The sequence below is a fragment of the Lewinella cohaerens DSM 23179 genome (genome assembly GCF_000379805.1).
GTDB classification, from domain to species: Bacteria; Bacteroidota; Bacteroidia; order Chitinophagales; family Saprospiraceae; genus Lewinella; species Lewinella cohaerens.
Genome location: NZ_KB903565.1, coordinates 11627 through 29954, shown reverse-complemented (window position 1 = coordinate 29954; position 18328 = coordinate 11627). Strand labels below are relative to the sequence as shown.

The 18328-nt window shown below is 45.9% G+C and carries 18 protein-coding genes; 7 read left to right on the top strand and 11 right to left on the bottom strand.

The window, feature by feature from the left end; all coding sequences use genetic code 11:
* Position 1: 1 nt before the first annotated feature.
* Positions 2-1135: a 4-hydroxyphenylpyruvate dioxygenase gene (gene hppD, locus A3EU_RS0121490; protein ID WP_020538265.1), complete on the bottom strand. Its 1134-nt coding sequence runs from the start codon at positions 1133-1135 to the stop codon at positions 2-4.
* A gap of 216 nt (positions 1136-1351) precedes the next feature.
* Between hppD and A3EU_RS0121485 the strand changes: the two genes are divergently transcribed.
* Positions 1352-2623, top strand: coding sequence for a carboxypeptidase-like regulatory domain-containing protein (locus tag A3EU_RS0121485; protein ID WP_020538264.1), 1272 nt, complete (start codon positions 1352-1354; stop codon positions 2621-2623).
* Between the two features lie 7 nt (positions 2624-2630).
* Complete coding sequence (locus A3EU_RS0121480) at positions 2631-3233, top strand: ribonuclease HII (RefSeq protein WP_020538263.1); 603 nt, start codon at positions 2631-2633, stop codon at positions 3231-3233.
* Positions 3234-3389: 156 nt separating this feature from the next.
* Here the strand turns inward: A3EU_RS0121480 and A3EU_RS33155 are convergent, their stop codons facing one another.
* Both A3EU_RS33155 and A3EU_RS0121470 read right to left on the bottom strand, forming a co-directional pair.
* The gene (locus A3EU_RS33155) at positions 3390-3959 is read right to left on the bottom strand and encodes a hypothetical protein (RefSeq protein ID WP_020538262.1); all 570 of its coding nucleotides are present in this window, start codon (positions 3957-3959) and stop codon (positions 3390-3392) included.
* 55 nt (positions 3960-4014) lie between these two features.
* Positions 4015-5205: a hypothetical protein gene (locus A3EU_RS0121470; protein ID WP_020538261.1), complete on the bottom strand. Its 1191-nt coding sequence runs from the start codon at positions 5203-5205 to the stop codon at positions 4015-4017.
* 106 nt (positions 5206-5311) lie between these two features.
* Here A3EU_RS0121470 and A3EU_RS0121465 point away from each other — a divergent pair, with 106 nt between their 5' ends.
* Positions 5312-5641, top strand: a complete 330-nt coding sequence (locus tag A3EU_RS0121465; protein WP_020538260.1) for a hypothetical protein — start codon at positions 5312-5314, stop codon at positions 5639-5641.
* Positions 5642-5651: 10 nt separating this feature from the next.
* Here the strand turns inward: A3EU_RS0121465 and A3EU_RS0121460 are convergent, their stop codons facing one another.
* Positions 5652-6299, bottom strand: a complete 648-nt coding sequence (locus A3EU_RS0121460) for a hypothetical protein (protein ID WP_020538259.1) — start codon at positions 6297-6299, stop codon at positions 5652-5654.
* A 501-nt stretch (positions 6300-6800) separates the two neighbouring features.
* Between A3EU_RS0121460 and recO the strand changes: the two genes are divergently transcribed.
* Positions 6801-7523, top strand: coding sequence for a DNA repair protein RecO (gene recO / locus A3EU_RS0121450; RefSeq protein WP_020538257.1), 723 nt, complete (start codon positions 6801-6803; stop codon positions 7521-7523).
* A gap of 7 nt (positions 7524-7530) precedes the next feature.
* Here recO and A3EU_RS31335 read toward each other — a convergent pair whose 3' ends face one another.
* Positions 7531-8391, bottom strand: a complete 861-nt coding sequence (locus A3EU_RS31335) for an alpha/beta fold hydrolase (RefSeq protein WP_052331324.1) — start codon at positions 8389-8391, stop codon at positions 7531-7533.
* A gap of 463 nt (positions 8392-8854) precedes the next feature.
* Between A3EU_RS31335 and A3EU_RS0121440 the strand changes: the two genes are divergently transcribed.
* Positions 8855-11653: a 2-oxoglutarate dehydrogenase E1 component gene (locus tag A3EU_RS0121440; protein ID WP_020538255.1), complete on the top strand. Its 2799-nt coding sequence runs from the start codon at positions 8855-8857 to the stop codon at positions 11651-11653.
* Between the two features lie 125 nt (positions 11654-11778).
* A complete protein-coding gene (ettA, locus tag A3EU_RS0121435; RefSeq protein ID WP_020538254.1) occupies positions 11779-13458 on the top strand; it encodes an energy-dependent translational throttle protein EttA in 1680 nt (559 codons plus the stop codon).
* Positions 13459-13514: 56 nt separating this feature from the next.
* Here the strand turns inward: ettA and A3EU_RS0121430 are convergent, their stop codons facing one another.
* From A3EU_RS0121430 to A3EU_RS33150, 3 genes are all read right to left on the bottom strand, one after another.
* Positions 13515-14723 carry an MFS transporter gene (locus A3EU_RS0121430; protein WP_156825856.1) on the bottom strand — a complete coding sequence of 403 codons (1209 nt, stop codon included), beginning with the start codon at positions 14721-14723 and terminating at the stop codon, positions 13515-13517.
* A gap of 164 nt (positions 14724-14887) precedes the next feature.
* Positions 14888-15037, bottom strand: coding sequence for a hypothetical protein (locus tag A3EU_RS34355; protein ID WP_020538252.1), 150 nt, complete (start codon positions 15035-15037; stop codon positions 14888-14890).
* An 18-nt stretch (positions 15038-15055) separates the two neighbouring features.
* Complete coding sequence (locus A3EU_RS33150; protein ID WP_020538251.1) at positions 15056-15763, bottom strand: DCC1-like thiol-disulfide oxidoreductase family protein; 708 nt, start codon at positions 15761-15763, stop codon at positions 15056-15058.
* A gap of 178 nt (positions 15764-15941) precedes the next feature.
* Between A3EU_RS33150 and A3EU_RS0121415 the strand changes: the two genes are divergently transcribed.
* A complete protein-coding gene (locus tag A3EU_RS0121415; protein WP_020538250.1) occupies positions 15942-16310 on the top strand; it encodes a hypothetical protein in 369 nt (122 codons plus the stop codon).
* A 94-nt stretch (positions 16311-16404) separates the two neighbouring features.
* On the opposite strand, the gene A3EU_RS0121410 is transcribed toward A3EU_RS0121415, so the two are convergent.
* Genes A3EU_RS0121410 through A3EU_RS0121400 form a run of 3 tightly spaced genes read right to left on the bottom strand, consistent with a single transcriptional unit; the run spans position 16405 to position 18310 of the window.
* Positions 16405-16614, bottom strand: coding sequence for a hypothetical protein (locus A3EU_RS0121410; protein WP_020538249.1), 210 nt, complete (start codon positions 16612-16614; stop codon positions 16405-16407).
* Complete coding sequence (locus tag A3EU_RS0121405) at positions 16611-17018, bottom strand: ACT domain-containing protein (protein ID WP_020538248.1); 408 nt, start codon at positions 17016-17018, stop codon at positions 16611-16613. The genes A3EU_RS0121410 and A3EU_RS0121405 overlap by 4 nt, the downstream gene beginning before the upstream one ends.
* Positions 17018-18310, bottom strand: a complete 1293-nt coding sequence (locus A3EU_RS0121400; RefSeq protein WP_044086333.1) for a metal-dependent hydrolase family protein — start codon at positions 18308-18310, stop codon at positions 17018-17020. Before A3EU_RS0121400 ends, A3EU_RS0121405 begins: the two co-directional genes overlap by 1 nt.
* Positions 18311-18328: the final 18 nt, after the last annotated feature.

Sequence of the window (18328 nt, the reverse complement as noted above, 5' to 3'; positions counted from 1 at the left end):
TCTACAAGGTTCCTCTCAACTCCTGCTCTCGCTCGATGGCTTCGAAGAGGGCTTTGAAATTACCTTTGCCAAAAGAGCGTGCACCTTTACGTTGAATAATTTCGAAAAACATAGTGGGCCGAGGCTGAATAGGCTTTGTGAAGATTTGTAGTAAATAACCTTCATCATCGCGATCTACCAAGATACCCAGTTCACGTAGCGGTGCAAGATCTTCTTCGATCTCTCCTACTCGGTCCAAGAGGGTATCATAATAAGTACCCGGTACCTGCAGGAACTCTATCCCGCGGCTTTGTAACTCTTTGACCGTTCCAATGATGTCATCTGTAGCTACTGCCAGGTGCTGAACGCCAGCTCCTTCATAAAAATCCAGGTATTCCTCGATCTGTGATTTCCGCAGACCAGCCGCTGGCTCGTTGATAGGAAACTTGATGCGGCCATTGCCGTTGCTCATCACCTTACTCATCAATGCTGTGTACTCGGTCGAGATATCTTTATCATCAAAAGAAACGATCTGGGTAAAGCCCATAACGTCAGCATAGAAATCGACCCATTTATTCATCCCACCAAGCTCTACATTACCTACCATATGGTCGATATACTGAAGACCAATAGGAGCAGGTTGGTAGGTGGAGTTCCAAGGCTGGTAACCTGGAAGGAATACGCCCTGGTAATCTTTGCGTTCTACAAAAATGTGAACCGTCTCGCCGTAAGTGTGAATGCCTGATCGTACTACTTTTCCGTGCTGGTCTTCTTCAGTCACTGGCTCCATATAGGATATTGCACCACGACTAGTAGCCTCCTTGTAAGCGGCAGTCGCATCATCAACCCAAAGCGCAACCACTTTGACACCATCGCCGTGCAGGTCAATATGTTTACCAATAGCAGTGCCACTTTTCAATGGAGACGTGAGTACCAGGCGAATTTTCCCCTGCTCTAACACATAGGACTCCCGATCCTGCAAACCGGTTTGCAATCCGGCGTAAGCCAAAGGCTGAAAACCCATTGCCGTTTGATAAAAATGGGCGGCTTGCTTAGCATTACTTACATACAACTCCACATAGTCAGTACCCAGCAGAGGCATAAAATCGGCAGCTTCCTGGTAAATTTTTTCTGGAGCAGTGGTAGTGCTAGACATAATTGATGATTTTGGTTGGTTAGGACTGAGGCTAAAATTAGTTGCCATGGCAAATATATTAATTTTCAACAAAGCTTCCAATAGTATTCCGCTCAGAAGCATTATTTTATCCCTTAGTCAATCAAATAAGTATCTCACCTTGCGATTGTAGCCCTTCAATAATTGCACATTGTCTATCCCCCTATTTTTGATAAGTTTAAGCACCAAAATCAAAACATGGCCCGGTTATGCTTTATTATTCTGCTACTGCTGCTGCTATCATCCATTGGTTGGGGACAAGAAGGGGTTGTTAGTAATGCTACTACCCGAGAACCATTGTCGGGTGCAACCATTTATGCGATAAATAATAACCAGGGCGCCATTAGCGACGAAAATGGCTATTTTTCTCTCTCTTTAACCACTTTTCCAGACACACTGGTCATTTCTTACCTTGGTTATCAACAGGCATTGGTGCCCTTGGCTAAAAAAGAAAATTTGCTGGACATCAAACTCATCAAAGGGGTTTCTATTTTACCTGATATTGTAGTTAGCGCCTATCAGGAGCCAGAAAAAATCTCTCCAGACCACCGCACCATTATGGATTTCATGATACAGGATCAAAAGATGGTGTTCCTTATCCACTCCGACAAATCTCCTCATTACCGGGTGCAGTTGACTCAGCTCTCTGGAGAAATAATAGATGAGAAAGCACTCGAAAAAACCAGGCCGGAAGGTTTATTCAACAGCTGCATGGGCAATACTTATGTCATTTACGAAAATTCGATTACGGAATTATCTCACAACAGTCAAGAGCTATTCATCGGCGCTCAAAGTAGGATATATGAGTACAATCGTTTTTTACGGCCATGCCTACTCGCCGACGAGGAGTACACCTATACCGGTTATTATCGTCAGCAAAAACAGATTTTCACAATTTTTGCCTCCCCTAGAGAGGGAGAAGCCTTTCAATTGGCCGAAATCTATAGTGAAGACCTTCTTCGCCGCCTCGCTGACGAGGATCGATTTCTGGCCAATAAAGCAAGTACTTTACAGGGGATTGGCAACGAAGAGCAGCGCGTAGCTAACCTATTAAATGACGAACGCATATTTGCCCAACAAATCATTTACCAGCCTGTGAATGCTCAACTATTCACTATAGAGGATGATTTACTGCTGTTTGATTTTGCCAATCATCGCATTACTTTTTTTCGGGCAGGAGACACCTCTTTCCGTAGAGAAGTCCCTTTTGTTTTTCATCAAAAGCGCGCTTTTAGTGCTAAAATATTGCAAGATGCTGTTTCCCAAAAGCTCTACACTTTGACCAATGATCGCAATTATACTTATGTATACGAGGTGAACCCGAGGACTGGCATACTGAGAGAAGCAGCTGTAATACCTGAGGTTTATTTAAAGCAACAGCAAATTCACGACGGTACCCTTTACTATTTACACAAGGGTATTACCTTTGAAGAGCGGTGGCAATATCTGTACCGTGTACAAGTAGACTAACTCCAGTATGCTGGCACCTTTTCTGAGTGAACATCTTATCGAGGCGGGTTGTGATGAAGCCGGACGTGGCTGTCTTGCCGGCCCTGTTTTTGCGGCGGCCGTTATCTTACCCAAAGACTTTACGCATCCGCTGTTGAACGACTCTAAGCAATTAAGCGAAAAGAAGCGCTATGCTGCCCGCGAAATTGTGGAGAAAGAAGCACTTGCTTGGGCGGTAGCCCAGGTAGACCCTGCTGAGATTGATGAAATCAACATCTTGCGTGCTTCTTTTTTGGCCATGCACCGAGCCTTGGACCAGTTGAAGATGCGCCCTGAACAGTTGCTTATCGACGGGAATCGTTTCCACCCCTATCGGGAGATACCTCACCACACCATTATTAAAGGTGACGGTAAATATTTATCCATTGCTGCGGCCAGTATTCTCGCGAAAACCTATCGCGACGACTATATGCTCCGTATCCATGAAGATTTTCCTCACTATCGCTGGGACAGCAACAAGGGTTACCCAGCTAAGGTGCATCGTGCGGCCATTGCTAAACACGGAGCCAGCCCGTATCATCGGATGTCTTTTCGGCTTTTGCCAGATAGCAGTCAGGGGAGTTTGTTTTGAGAGCGTGCTGCTATCACTCGTGCGCAGGCCAGCGGCCGGAGCTCGGGGCACGGAGTGGGCAAGGACGAACTGGTGCAGTGGTAGTGCGACCAAAGGGAGCACTGAGAACGGAACAAGTGGTAGCTAGCGAAGCGCTGCTACGGCCCCAAAAAAAGATTAACCTTGCACTATAATTCCCGGAGGATATGGATGTGTCTGTCTCCCAATCTTCAACGCCACCTGTAAGCCCATGCTTTTTTGCAACTGTTTCTCATAGACTTGATCTTCTGTTTCTGTCTCTAACCAGAGCAAAAAGGTATGTTGTGATGGTTGGCGGGCCAGTTCGTAGGCTTGCGTCCAAAATACGGAATCGTATTGCATGTATTGACTTTTGCGGATGATACGATTCATTAAGCGGTACCACCATTTGCGTTGGTAGTATAAATGGACGGCCCGAATAGCTCTTAAGGTATGTTCATACTTCATGGCAATAGTTGCAGCCAATTCTTCGGGCGATTTAAGCGGAGCCTCATAAACAATGCCTTTCCGAACCCGAGTACGATAATTTTTGACCTCCATCAAGTAAAGGTGTCCAGCCCCCGAAGGGTCTACCAATAAGAAGTCAACGCCTTTTAAGCCAAGGCCACTGATGTTTTTGTAAAAACGGTGGTTATCATACTCCCTTACCCACCAGTGTTCCGGGAAGGTAAACACTAAGTCACTTTCTATAAAGACTCTCTCTGACATGGCGGTTTATTGCGCAAAAAAGAAATTGACCCTCCTTTCTGGTTTTGTGTTGTTCTTACGGGCGGAAAAAGCCGACGCTGCCACCTACCCAAACCTTGCCTTTATTGTAGCGAACCCCTACCATTTCTCCTTTACTGAGGCGCACGAGGTTATTGACCAAATAAGGACGCTCGGCACCCCGCTCCCAGAGCATCATCATCCGCACCTCGGCCTTGGCGGGCACATCTGGTGTAGGTACTACCGGAGCGTATGCGACCTTTCGTTGGAGGATGTAATTTTCGGGATCTTTTATCGCTTCGAGGTCAAAGCGATTGATGTTAATAATTACGCCCTTGCCGGCAAAGGAGTACAGTGGTTTGAGTACATAATTGTGCAAATCATGAGGATACTCGGTCAGTTCACTCAGTAAAAAGGCCTTGGGAGAATAAGGGCTATCAATAAGTGGCAATGTATGCTTGCTGATGCGGAAAAACCAGTTGGGGTGACCTACCCATTCGACGTCGACATCATCGGTGAGGTAAAACTCGCGGGGAAGGTCATCACGTAGGATGAGTTCATCAAAAATAACGCGATTAAAGATGCGCTCGATATGAATCTTGCGACCATCTTTCATATAATAAAGTTTTCTACCTTCTTTAATGACGCTACTGACACAAACGGCTTCGATACCGATCCATTTTTTTGCCACAAAAAAATCGATGGCTGTCACTTGTTTTTCTGGCTCTACTTCAAGGATAATCACATTTTCCGGATCATGATCTCCGACAATAATTTCTCGCAGTTTTTCGCGATATCCTGCCGCATCCAGGCCTCCAAAACGGTGGACAAACTCATCGGAAATCCCAAAGTGCTTACGATAGCGCTCTGCTACTGCCTCCTGAAAGAAATAAAGCGATGGAAACCCCTGGGCTTCGATTAATTGTGGGATGATGGTACCATCTTCGGCTTTGCATAGGCCAAAATCCATCTGCAAAAAGGTCGTATGAGGCGTTTCGTTAGGAACTACCTGTCCGGCCAGCAATGCTGATGCGGATAAATCACGAAAGTTGGGCTGCACAATGACATCTGTGATATCCTCACAAGCCTGAACGAGGTGATTCCGCAATTCACGGTCTAGAAAGATAGGCGTTTCGGCAATACGAAAGGGCGGACGATGGTCAAAGCTATTGGCAATATCGTCCACCAAAGCCTGGTATTTTTCCTGGGTAAAATCGCGATTGTATTGTTCTCTCGTGCTGGGGATCATATCTTTTCTTATTCTGTCTATTCAAGATTGCAATAATTCTTGGATAGTAAGAATAAGAAAAATTAAGCATCTTCGTAGCAGAATCGAAAAAAATTAAATCATTTTCATGGAAGCGTTAGAGGCCAACAGGCAGCTGGCTACACTACTTAGGCAGGATTTTGCCATCGACCAAATAGAGGCATCCTCAGAAGAGGATCTTCTGAGGATGCTCGTTGACCATCTGGATTTTCTCATCGACAAGCGAATGGAGTGGCTGTTAAGCCTGATGTACCGAATGGACATTGATGAAGCAAAGGTACAAGCAGCCTTGCTGCCTACGGCTACCGAACCTGCGAACATTGGACTTGCGCGCTTGATCATTGAACGCCAAAAACGGAGAATCTACACCAAACAACACTACCGTCCTGAAGATTTGGGGAAAGAGTGGGAGTGGTAATACTAGCCTCTTAGAGTTTATTCAAGTACCAATCCTCCCGGTTCGCATTAAAAGGAGAGAGTACCAGCTCATCCATTTGGAGATGCTTTATCAGGAACGCCTGTAGCTCTCCTTCTACAGTATGTAACAGGAGTGTATTGCCCATTAATGACCAACGGCCAGTCCGTAATTCATAGTGATCGTTGGTTACTTCAGTAACAACATAAGTACCATTTGCCTTAAAGGCTAAAAAAGGTTCTTCGCCATAGAATCCTTTCTGCCAGTCGCCGGTCAAAGAACGGGTAAGCTTGGCATCGTATCTCAAGGGTACCATAACGAGTTCTCCGCTGGTAAATTCTTTGAGGATAATGTTTTCCTGGTCACAATGGGGGGTTAGTGCATAATTTTTAACTTCAGGCCCTACGATTACTTGCAGAATAAGTTCTTTTTCCGTGACTTGTAAATCCCAGCCACCTTGCTGAAGCACTTGGCTTGACTGGTCAAACACTAACAAAGTACCATCGTGTGCGAACTCCCATTGCTGACCAGAGGTCACCGACCAGGGGGAGGCTGTCAGCTGTTCTTCGAGGCAACGACCAACGCTTGCCAGTTCAGAAGCATTTGCAAATAAGGAGAATGATGTGATAATCAGGATACAACAGGTGATGTAAGTTTTCATTTCAGTTTTTTTTAGCAACGTCGGATAAATAACTGTCAGATTTCCAAGGAATGATTTTGGCTTTACTCTTCGTTGAAGAACCGCCTCCCTTAGCTATGGCTAAGGTCGGGAACCTTCGCCTCAATTAAAACCAAAATCACTGACCTATCAAACCCGACACTTATTTATCCGGCGTCGCTTGGCGCAAGCTCAGGACAAAAAAAAGGGGGTGATAGTTCCTGCTTGCTGCATTTTGGGTGATATACTAAAGACGAGTTGAAGTAATGCTTAGTTGCAAACTTTGCACTTATTTCGCAGCAAAGATGGGGTTATTCACCGCAATTTTGCCCCTAATCACTAGTGAAATGTTTGTTAACTTTAAGGGCAATTTTGCACCTTCGGCAAACATCAAACAGAAAGCAATGCAGAATAAGAAGTTGCCCTTTTTACCATTGCGAGGGTGGAGTGATTGGCAATATAATTTTGGCTTTTTTTTACTGAGTATTGTACAAAAAACAAAAGATGCTGATAAAAACCCGTGGGATTGTTTTTCGCACCCACAAGTACGGCGAATCCAGTTTGATTGTGGAGCTGTATACCGAACAGAAAGGGTTGCGTAAATATATCATTAGCGGTGTTCGCTCAGCCAAGGCTCGAACACAAGCCAGTTTGTTGCAAGTGATGACTTTGTTAGATATTGTTGCCTATGAGCGGGATGACCGCGACTTGAATCGCCTCAAGGAAATTAGGCCAGCCTACATCTACGATTCCATCCCATTTGATGTTCGCAAAGGAGCAGTGGGCTTATTCATGGTAGAGGTTGCGCGCAAAGCCATTCGGGAACGGGAAGAAAACCAACCATTATTCCGTTTTTTATTCAATCGCTTTGCAGGATTGGATACGGCTCAGGAGGGCGTCGCTAATTATCACCTGGGGTTTCTTTTGGAGTTATCTTCCTATTTAGGTTTTTCTCCGGCTGGCGTGTATTCAGCAGCGACTCCGCTTTTCGATTTGGAGGCCGGGGAGTTTGTTTCCACGCCACCTGCGCATGCGCATTATTTGATGGATGAGGTAGCCCTTGCTTTTTACGAAATGTTACATCATCCTGCGCCAAAAGCCCATGAACTTCGATTGGAGCGTGAAACCCGGCAAAAGTTATTAAACGAACTGATCCGTTACTTCCAACTGCACCTGGAAGGCATGGGGGAAGTGAATGCACACTTGATCTTGCGGGAGGTCTTTTAATCTGCGTTTAAGCTAGCCAGTCTAGAATTCGTTTCCTCACTTGCTCGTGCTGAACACTATGCCCCAAGCCGCTTGTGATCACCAACTCGCTATTCTGCCAATTTTCGGCCATTTGATACGCGCCATGCACCGGAGCAACATCATCCTTTTCGTCATGGATAATGAGGCCAGGTATTCGAAAATTTCGCACAAATTTGGCAATGGAAAAATAGTCGAATGACATGCCAAAGCGTTGCGTAAAGCCCATTTCCATCGCATCGATCACCGCTTTTTTCAGCCCAATCCCTTTCCTAAAACTCTCCATAAAATGATTTAACTCAGCGGGGGTAGATAGTAAAATAAGTTTCTCTGGATGGTGGACTTCCGGGTAGTGTTTTAGATAATAAGCTGCTGCCATTCCTCCTGCCGAATGGCCTATGATCACTTCCGGCCTCAAGGTATCCGCTAATTCTGCTAATACATTGCCATAATAGATCACGGCAAAGCTCCCTCCTACACTTGCACCATGAGCAGGAGCATCCAGGGCATACACATCGTAGCCTGCCATTATCAACTGGCTTGCCAAGGCTTGCCAGCGGCCACTATTGCTATTCCATCCGTGAGCCAGTAATATTTTGGGGCCACTACCTGACCAGTGGTAAGTTTGGATTTGCATAATCCCCACCGGTATAATTTGTTGGTGGGCATCCGCCAGAAAGTCTTTTTCAGCAGGTAATAATATTTTCCGTGGTGGTTTGGCCAATACTCGGTAGCACCATTGCCCTGCCAGGCGTTTTGAAAATCGATACGAGCCATTAAGTGCTAAGCGGATAGCACGCAAATGTAAGGGGTCGGCATCAGTTGCGGAGGGCTTTTTTTTGTTCGGCATTTTTACTTCGTAATAAAAGAATATCCTAGAGAATGCCTTGGCAAAGTCTGGCTTAAATTAAACAGATTACGGATCATTCTGTTTCCTATTTTCAGTTCTATACCATCAAAAACGTATTTAGAGTGCTCATTTTTTCCTTGTTGCTCAAAAAATCCTCATTTTGCATGAATTTTACTTACGGCGGAAAACATAGAGCTTATTCGAAAATTTTATTCAGTTAAAATAGTTGACCAAAACATTTGATTGAAACTTATTTATGCTTCCATATTTTCAAGGATTTATGAACCTGGCTTTGGTATAAAAATCTCACTTAGCCCGCTAAGTTTGATTTTAATCCCTTCACCAGAACCACAAATCGTTAAAAATCAGTTCGCAAAATTCCCGAATAAGCTCTTAGCGTTTTGCCAGTCGTTCTCAAGGACTGTCAATCCCCAAAAAAAACAACGGGGACAAAAGAAATAGCATGACCGATTTTTCATTTATTGCCAATGCTCATCCAAGTTACATTGAAAATTTGTACGAGCAGTACCAGACTGACCCGCTAGCTGTAGAAAACAGCTGGGCAGCTTTTTTCAAAGGATTTGAATTTGCCAAGGAAAGCAACAGTAATGGTGCTGTTCAGACCTCCGGCGGCAGCACTAGCGATGCGCAACTCAACAAGGAACTGCGCCTACTCTCTCTTATTAAAGCCTACCGCGACCGGGGTCACCTACTTTCCACGACCAACCCCATTCGTGATCGTCGCGATCGCCATCCCAATGTTAATCTTGAAGATTTTGGGCTTAGTGACAGTGATTTAGATAATGTTTTTTTCGCGGGTAAAGAGATAGGGCTCGAAAATGCGACTTTACGTCAAATTATCGATCGCCTTCGGGAAGTATACGCCGGTAATATTGGTTTTGAATACCATAGTATTGCAGACCGGATCAAGCGGCGCTGGATACGTACCCGGGTGGAACAAAGTCATCCAGGAAAGTCTTTTGGACTAAATGTTGACAAGAAGCGCCGCATCCTGGAGAAACTCAATGGTGCAGTGATGTTCGAGAAGTTTTTGCATACCAAATACGTCGGACAAAAGCGCTTTTCCCTTGAAGGAGGAGAAAGTGCGATTGTAGCATTGGATGCTATTATCAACGAAGCAGCCCAAGGCAATGCCAAGGAAATCGTTATCGGTATGGCTCACCGTGGACGCCTCAATGTACTGGCTAACATTATGGGGAAAACCTATTCCCAAATTTTCAATGAATTCGAGGGTACAGCAGTGCCTGACCTAAGCTTTGGTGATGGTGACGTTAAGTACCACCTTGGCTTTAGTAGCCAGGTAGAGACCCCCACTGGTGAGAATGTTCATTTAAAACTAGCGCCCAATCCAAGCCACCTGGAAGCGGTAAACCCCGTGGTAGAAGGCTTCGCTCGTGCCAAGGCTGATATTCTTTACAATAGCGAATACGACGCAATTTTGCCTATTCTTATTCATGGTGATGCAGCTGTGGCAGGACAAGGAGTAGTGTTTGAGACCATTCAAATGAGCCAGCTCGAAGGTTACCGCACAGGAGGAAGTATCCACCTTGTGATCAACAACCAGGTGGGTTTCACCACTGATTTCGAGGATGCTCGTTCTTCTGTTTATTCTACCGGAGCAGCAGCCGTTGTTGGAGCCCCGGTCTTCCATGTCAATGGTGATGATCCAGAGGCTGTTTTGTTTGTTGCAGAGATGGCCGTACAGTACCGTCAGGAGTTCAACTCTGATGTTTTCATTGACATGGTATGTTACCGTCGTCATGGGCACAATGAAGGAGATGACCCCGAGTTTACCCAACCGGAAATGTATTCTTTTATCAAGGATCACAAAAACCCGCGGGAGGTATACTCTCAACAATTAATCGACCGTGGTGATGTTGATGCCCAATTGGCCGACGAGCTGGAACAATCTTTCTGGAGCCTTCTTCAGGATCGCCTTGATGAAGTACGTGAAAAACCACTTCCATACATCTATCAAGAACCCGAAGAAGCTTGGCGAAAGCTGCGTAAAACAGCCGACCCAAAAGACTTTATCCAGTCTCCTGAAACGGGCGTTAATAAAGATACGATCCAGCATTTGCTGGACAAACTTACTGACATCCCCAAAGACTTTACGCCATTACGTAAGGTTCAGCGTTTGTTTAAAAACATCAAGAAAGCTCGTTCAACCAATCAGATCGACTGGGGAATGGCTGAATTGATGGCCTACGGTAGCTTATTGCTTGAAGGCCGCAACATCCGCCTAAGTGGGCAGGATGTCAAACGTGGTACTTTCAGTCACCGTCACGCTGTGCTCCGCGACGAAAAGAACTACAACGACTATAATCGTTTAAGTACACTGGGAGAAAAGCAAGGGGTTTTCCGCATCTACAATTCTTTATTATCAGAATTTGCGGTGCTTGGCTTCGAGTACGGTTACTCGTTGGCTACCCCTGACGACTTGGTACTATGGGAAGCTCAATTTGGTGACTTTGCCAATGGCGCACAAACGATGTTTGACCAGTTCATCTCCTCTTCCGAGTCGAAATGGCAACGGATGAGTGGCGTTGTAGCGCTTTTGCCACACGGCTACGAGGGACAGGGGCCAGAACACTCAAGTGCCCGTTTGGAACGCTTCCTCTTATTGTGTGCAGAGTTCAATATGACGGTGGCCAACGTCACCTTACCTGCCAACTTTTTCCACTTACTACGCAGACAGATGGCACGGCCTTTCCGCAAGCCATTGATTGTCATGTCGCCTAAGAGCGGATTGCGTCACCCTCAGGCGGTGAGCGGTGCAGAAGATTTTTATGAAGGCACCCGTTTCCAAGAGACACTGGATGATCCGACAATCAATACTACAAAGGAAGCAAACAAGGTAAAACGCCTTCTTCTTTGCTCAGGAAAAATCTACTTTGACCTTAGCAGCTACAAGGAAGAGCACCAACGCGATGATGTAGCAGTGGTAAGGCTTGAACAACTTTACCCATTCCCTTCCGATCAACTGAACGTATTATTTAAAAAATACGGCAAAGCTGAACATACCCTTTGGGTTCAGGAAGAACCTGCTAACATGGGTGCTTGGCAGTATGTGAATTCAATGAGATACAACGAGGGCGTTGAATTACCAAACAACCTCAATTTTGTAGCGCGTAAGACGAGTGCATCACCCGCTACCGGTTACAAAAAAATACACGATCAAGAACAACAAAGTATTGTCGAACGCGCTTTCGGCGAAAAAAAAGAAACAGCACGAAAATAACATGAGATTTTGTTTCCTAAATAGTAAACTAAACGATTCACTTCAAGTGTGTTTACTATTTGGGAAACCCGAAAAAAATCTCATTTTATTTTCTGCGCAATACAAAATCCATCCAGCTAATTTTTATGGCAGACCACAAGATTATTTTTTCAATGGAGGGCGTTTCCAAGTCCTTCGGTTCCGGAAAGAAAGTACTCAACAATATTTGGCTGAGTTTTTTCTACGGGGCTAAAATTGGTGTTTTGGGCCTCAACGGCTCGGGTAAATCCACTTTGCTCAAGATTATTGCGGGGTTGGATGCCAATTACCAGGGTAACATCGTCTTTGATGGCACCTACAAGATTGGGATGCTACAGCAAGAGCCCGAACTGGACGAAAACAAGACCGTCCGCGAGGTCGTCGAAGAGGGTGTTCAGGATATTGTAGACTTACTAAAAGCCTACGAGGACATCAACAACAAGTTTGCGGAACCCATGAGCGACGATGAGATGAACAAACTCATCGAAAAGCAGGGGGAGTTGACAGAAAAGTTGGATCACCTCAATGCATGGGAGCTGGATAATCGCTTGAATACTGCGTTGGAGAGCCTACGCTGTCCACCGGATGATGCCTCTGTAAAGGTACTCTCCGGAGGAGAACGCCGCCGGGTAGCCCTCGCGCGACTGCTATTGAGCAACCCCGATATTCTTCTCCTTGACGAACCTACCAACCACTTGGACGCCGAATCGGTGCATTGGTTGGAGCAGTACTTGCAGAGCTTCCCAGGGACCGTAATTGCCGTGACGCACGACCGTTACTTCCTGGATAACGTAGCGGGCTGGATTTTGGAACTTGACCGTGGCGAAGGTATTCCCTGGGAAGGGAACTACTCTTCGTGGTTGGAGCAAAAGGCCCAGCGGATGGAGCAGGAAGAGAAGACTGCCAGCAAGCGCCGCAAGACCCTGGAGCGAGAATTGGAATGGATACGCATGGCACCTAAAGCCAAGCAATCCAAAGGTAAAGCTCGTTTGAATGCCTACGATAAACTGGCGGGAGAAGAAGCCAGAGAACGGGAGTCTAAACTGGAGATATACATCCCACCAGGTCAACGCTTGGGTGATGTAGTCATCAACGTAGAGGATGTTAGTAAGAGTTTTGGCGATCGAGTACTTTTTGAGAACCTCAGCTTTAGCATTCCTAAAAACGCTATTGTTGGTATCATTGGCCCTAACGGGGTAGGTAAGAGTACGCTCTTCCGGATGATGATGGAACAAGAGACCCCTGATACAGGAAATATTGTCAAAGGTGATACGGTACAAGTATCGTATGTAGATCAAAGCCACGAAGAACTCCAAAACGGAAACCAAACCGTTTACGATGTTATCTCCGGGGGAAATGATATGATTGAAATCGGTACAACCAGCGTCAATGCTCGGGCTTACCTCAGTCGTTTCAATTTTGGCGGCAGCGACCAACAGAAAAAAGTGGGTGTGCTCTCCGGTGGAGAACGTAACCGTCTTCATCTGGCGATGACGTTGCGGGAAGGCGGCAATGTACTCCTCCTCGATGAGCCGACCAACGATATTGATATCAACACCTTGCGGGCATTAGAGGATGCACTCGACAGCTTTGCAGGATGTGTGCTGGTTATTTCTCACGATCGGTGGTTTATTGACCGCCTTGCGACCCACATTCTTTCTTTTGAAGATGAAGCGGAGGTGGTATTTTTTGAAGGAAACTACTCGCAATACGAGGAAATGAAGAAAGAAAAACTAGGCGATGTGACGCCGAAGCGACCGCGCTTCAAGAACGTCATCAATCGGTAACTTATTCAAAAAGGTTTTTGCTTTTTAAGCAAAAACCTTTTTGAATTTATGGAGGGCTATTCCAGCGATTTTGTTCTCAATTCAACCCCTGCCAGCATTACACATAGCAGGCCATAGCCAATTATCACCAGCAAACAGGGCGTGATCCCCCAGCTCAAGCCCCAAGTGAAAGCGATAGGTGCCGCTGCCGAAGAAAGGACAACAAGTAGCGTCACCGTACTTTTGATACTCCCCAAAAAACGAGGTCCATAACGTTCTGCCCATAACGCTGGAGCCGTCACGGTAATCCCTCCGCCGCTGATGGCCGTCAGGCAGAATAATGCAGGTACTGCCCAACTGGCATCAACCAATATGAAGATTGTCAAACCTGCCAATGCTGGTAGCAAAATGTAGAGCAAAAGTCGTCCGGCACTGTAGCGGTCAATCAAGCTACCTACGGTAAACAACATGATTGCTCGCGTGAAACCATAAATGCTTAAACCCAAAGCCATATTAGCCGGGGTATATCCACGTAATAAGGCCACATCACTTTGGTTGAAAACAATTCCAGTAAATACGAAAGGAATAAAAAGAATGGTTGGCACAATTAACTGAAAACGCCGATCACGCAGTACTTGAGCCCGTGTCCAGGATACCTGATTCGTTTCTTCGGCAGCCGCTGCAACCGTCTCTGCACGTTGAAAAAGATCGTGACGTTGGATTAATAACCAAACTAGTGGAATGAAAATAAAAGCCAGCATAGCCGCAGCCACTAACCACATCTGGCGGTAGCCATTGGCCAAGATAAAGGCTGTTGCGAGTGGCGGCATGATAATTTCAGCTGCACTGATTCCCAAGATAGAAAGAGAAAGAGATTTACCTCGTGCCACTGTAAAAAACCGACCAATAGTGGTAGAAGCCGTCAGCGTTAAAACGCCTTGCCCTCCCAGGCGTACGGCCAATATCCCAATCGCCAGCCACACCCAATGGAAGGTGAATGCCAAGATTAAACATCCCCCTAGCATGATGAGTGCCGTAGCCGTAGAAACATACCGCACACGAAGCCGGTCGATTTGTCGCCCAATCATTGGTAGTAAAAAAGCAGCGCAAAGGGTCACGCCAGAGTAGATCCCTGAGAAGGTTTCAGTGGCCCAACCCCGGTCTTCGCTAATACCTGCTACGAAGAGGCTAATGAAGAACGTCTGTCCGACAAAGCTGAAAAAATAGTGCAAGAAGCCGTACCCCAAATATCGAGGATAAGCTTTCAATAGTTGTAAATAATTCATGGACTGCGCACGGTGTGAAGGATACAGCAGTAAAGGTACCAACATTCTTAGTCTGGCTTACTTTTAGCCACGGAGGTTTATTTTAGCCACTAAAACGCTAAAACACGGAATAGCACGGAGTTTTTTGCCGCGGAGACGCGGAGGTACTGAGGTTTTGAGAGTGTTTAGGTAGTCACCAAGGCTTCTCTTTTGCTTTCATTAAGGATTCCTTCACGATAAGAATGTAATCGATCAAAGTCACCGTAATTGTAGATCCCCTTGAATTCACTAAAGTCCCCTTCCTCTATCAAGTCATAATAAATCTGTACTCTCATAGTTGGTTAATTGTAAACTCAATTCGTATTAACTAACGCCAACCGACGATACCACATCCAGCCACCGAGTAATCCTGAGAATCCTGCAAAAGCAAGGCTCAAAATAGGGAAAAAAGCAGCCACCCAAAGTAGCACGCCCATAGGAATGAACGGCGTAAATATAAGCCCAAGGTAGTTGACCCGCTTAGGATGCTCCTTGATTTTTAAAAGAAGAAACAAAAGAAATAAGGTGATCAACCCTAGCAGATACCAAGTGCCATTTGTAAGACCATAAGCCAGCAAACCACTTGCGCCCACCAACAGCGTGAGCAGGATATAAACGTAGCGATAAAAGTAATTGAACTGAGGGCTACAGTCGAAAGCGCCGGCGGGTGTTTCTTTTGCGACGATCACCCGGCGATTGTAGGAAATAAGCTTATAAAGCCTACGTAAAAACCAGTTAATTGGTGCGAAACGGGCAATTTTTGGCATCCAGGCCCAGCGTTGCCCGAGCAAAAACAAGAGGCTATCAATGCCGTACAAAGTGGGCCCTCCATGATCATCAAGAAGTGGAATTTCGTCTTTGCTGCGTGCCAGATCAAGGCGATTCTCCAAATCTTCCAGTGATGTATTGGTAAATGATTGACGTCCTTCGGGCGTTAATAGACCTGTTTGCACAAAAGCGTCGGTGTACCAGCAACAGAGCGGGCAATTGTCGTCGTAGAGGATGGTTTTTTGAGTAGCCATAACCTGTGATTTTGGTGTCTAATGTAATAACGCTACAGTTGTGTATTTTATTTTCAGAATTTACTGAAAACAAAAATAGAATAACCGGACCCGCAAGTCATTGACAATCCATTCGCAAAATCCCCAAACAAACGCTTATTTTTGAACAACGAAATATTTCTTCATCAACCTTTAATTTATGCCTTACGAAGATGTGTTTGACCTTTTCTGGAAAGAGGTAATAAAAAGTGTGGAAGAAGGCAACTTTGCTAAGTTGACGATGGCAAAGACGATTGGTAAGCCTAACTTGAGAAATATATTTGTTAGGCCAGTCTATTCTGAAGGTGATTTTAAAGTCTTACTTAAATTCCGCTACAGGTCTACAGAGACGGAGGATAAGGAAGACGAGCTTACCTTAGAAGAGGCATTTGTGATCTTGAAATCACATCTCAGAAAGTCTTTTTCATCTGTTCTGTTATTTACCACAGTAAAGGATATTACTTTCAAAATCAATAAAAAGGGTGCTGGTAGTATTACCGAGTCTTTGCCTACGTTTAGTAATGTTTAGGGGTTCTTAGAACGATGTATCAATGGCTTGTTTACTGACCAATTTAAGAATGGGTTCCTCAACCTCGGTAAACAACCATACAAGATGAAATTCATCAGTCATCCCCAATCACCACCCAAAACAGTCCCCCAATCAATGCCACAGGAATTCCAAATAATATTTTCAAAATCAAAGTATCTACTACCCAATAGGTGTCATGCATCTGGATATCTATAGTGTCATTTACATAATAGCCATGTAGGCAGAACAGTATGACGACGCCCCATAAGCCAATAGCAATCCTCCGCGCGATTTTTTGTCTCATCCTTCTTCCGTCATTTTCCACAACACGTCCATCGCTTTTGCTGCACTGTGGTTATCTACAAAAATATGGTCGTGATAGTAACCAGCGATGACGTTGCAACTGATTCCCGCATCGCCTAAAGCAGTGGCGAAAGCCGCCGTCAAGCCTACAGCCTCCAGGGCAGAGTGGACGTTCAGGGTGATCCAGGCCGCAACAAAATCAAACGGCATTCCCAGGCGGATGGCCTCTTCTTTGGGGAGCACAACCGTTGTGCCTTCCTTTTCTTTTATTTCACAAATAGTGATTCCCCTCGGGATAGCCGCTAAGTCCGTTACCGTTGCAAAGATATACTCGCCCTCATTAAGCACGGGTTCCATGTGCTTAATGAGGGTAGCGAGATTGGTGATGCCTTTGGGAGTAGCCACTATTTGTCGGTTCCTTCCTTATAAACCACACCATCTTTCATCACAAAAGAAACCTTGGTCATCACGTTGATGTCTTCCAGTGGATTACCGGAAACAGCTACGATATCAGCCAGTTTTCCTTTTTCGATGGTCCCCAGTTCATCGGCGCGGCCAATGAGTTCCGCGCTTACGATGGTGGCAGCCAGCAGGGTTTCGGCGGCAGGCATCCCTGCTTCTACCATGTAGCCAAATTCTTTGCCGTTCTCTCCGTGGGGGGATACGCCACTGTCCGTGCCGAAGGCTATACGTACGCCGGCCCGGTAGGCCTGCCCAAAAGTTTCTTGCAACTTCGGGCCGATAGAAAGTGCCTTGGGGCGAATGATCGCAGGGAAATAACCATCAATCTTGGCTTTTTCGGCCACAAATTTACCTGCACTGATCGTAGGCACATAGAAAGTGCCTTTCTCCGCCATGAGAGCCATCACTTCTTCATCCATCAGAGTGCCGTGTTCGATGGAGGTAATGCCTGCGTTGACGGCACGCATGATGCCTTCCTTGCCGTGAGCATGTGCTGCGGTATGCATCCCATAATCTTTGGCAGTGGCGACGATAGCTTCCAGTTCTTCATCAACAAATTGGGGTCCGCTGCCATCTTTGGCTACGCTGAGTACGCCGCCGGTAGCGGTGATTTTTATACAATCAGCGCCATTCTTATAGCGCTGTCGGACTGCTTTGCGGGCATCTTCTACGCCATTGATCACACCTTCAGCGGGGCCGGGGTCACCTTTTAGCACGTGGTTTACGCCATTGGTGGGGTCTGCATGACCGCCAGTGGTACCAATTGCTTTTTCGGCCGTAACGATGCGAGGGCCTACAATAAAGCCTTGATTAATCGCATTACGAAGACTCACATTTACACCAGAGCCACCCAAATCCCGTACGGTCGTAAAACCAGCATCCAGTGTCCGCTTAGTGTAGATCGTAGCACGTAAGGCTACATCTTCAGGGTTCATTCTGAACTGTTCCACGTAGCGGGTAGGGCTCGATTGTCCCTCGATGTGTACATGCATATCCATAAGGCCCGGCATGACGGTTTGATCTTTCAGATCAATGATGGTAACCTCTACGCCCTCCTCGGCACTTAAGTAGCCGCGGGTGACATTGGTAATCTGGTTGCCTTCAACTACAACGGTCATCTTGGTTTGTAGCTCTTTGCTAGTGGCATCAAAAAGCTGGCCACAGTGCAGATAAGTCGTTTGTGCCGCAAGCTGGCTTACAATTAGCACAAGAAAAAGGATAAAGAGGTTTTTCATTTTGGTAACTTTAGGGAA

Coding starts and splice junctions, on each gene's coding strand:
- A3EU_RS0121485 (WP_020538264.1), top strand. CDS start 1,352: ATGGCCCGGTTATGCTTTATTATTCTGCTACTGCTGCTGCTATCATCC.
- A3EU_RS34355 (WP_020538252.1), bottom strand. CDS start 15,037: ATGAGAGTACAGATTTATTATGACTTGATAGAGGAAGGGGACTTTAGT.
- A3EU_RS31335 (WP_052331324.1), bottom strand. CDS start 8,391: ATGCCGAACAAAAAAAAGCCCTCCGCAACTGATGCCGACCCCTTACAT.
- A3EU_RS0121430 (WP_156825856.1), bottom strand. CDS start 14,723: ATGAATTATTTACAACTATTGAAAGCTTATCCTCGATATTTGGGGTAC.
- A3EU_RS0121460 (WP_020538259.1), bottom strand. CDS start 6,299: ATGAAAACTTACATCACCTGTTGTATCCTGATTATCACATCATTCTCC.
- A3EU_RS33150 (WP_020538251.1), bottom strand. CDS start 15,763: ATGGCTACTCAAAAAACCATCCTCTACGACGACAATTGCCCGCTCTGT.
- hppD (WP_020538265.1), bottom strand. CDS start 1,135: ATGTCTAGCACTACCACTGCTCCAGAAAAAATTTACCAGGAAGCTGCC.
- A3EU_RS0121440 (WP_020538255.1), top strand. CDS start 8,855: ATGACCGATTTTTCATTTATTGCCAATGCTCATCCAAGTTACATTGAA.
- recO (WP_020538257.1), top strand. CDS start 6,801: ATGCTGATAAAAACCCGTGGGATTGTTTTTCGCACCCACAAGTACGGC.
- A3EU_RS0121480 (WP_020538263.1), top strand. CDS start 2,631: ATGCTGGCACCTTTTCTGAGTGAACATCTTATCGAGGCGGGTTGTGAT.
- A3EU_RS33155 (WP_020538262.1), bottom strand. CDS start 3,959: ATGTCAGAGAGAGTCTTTATAGAAAGTGACTTAGTGTTTACCTTCCCG.
- A3EU_RS0121465 (WP_020538260.1), top strand. CDS start 5,312: ATGGAAGCGTTAGAGGCCAACAGGCAGCTGGCTACACTACTTAGGCAG.
- A3EU_RS0121415 (WP_020538250.1), top strand. CDS start 15,942: ATGCCTTACGAAGATGTGTTTGACCTTTTCTGGAAAGAGGTAATAAAA.
- A3EU_RS0121470 (WP_020538261.1), bottom strand. CDS start 5,205: ATGATCCCCAGCACGAGAGAACAATACAATCGCGATTTTACCCAGGAA.
- A3EU_RS0121410 (WP_020538249.1), bottom strand. CDS start 16,614: ATGAGACAAAAAATCGCGCGGAGGATTGCTATTGGCTTATGGGGCGTC.
- A3EU_RS0121400 (WP_044086333.1), bottom strand. CDS start 18,310: ATGAAAAACCTCTTTATCCTTTTTCTTGTGCTAATTGTAAGCCAGCTT.
- ettA (WP_020538254.1), top strand. CDS start 11,779: ATGGCAGACCACAAGATTATTTTTTCAATGGAGGGCGTTTCCAAGTCC.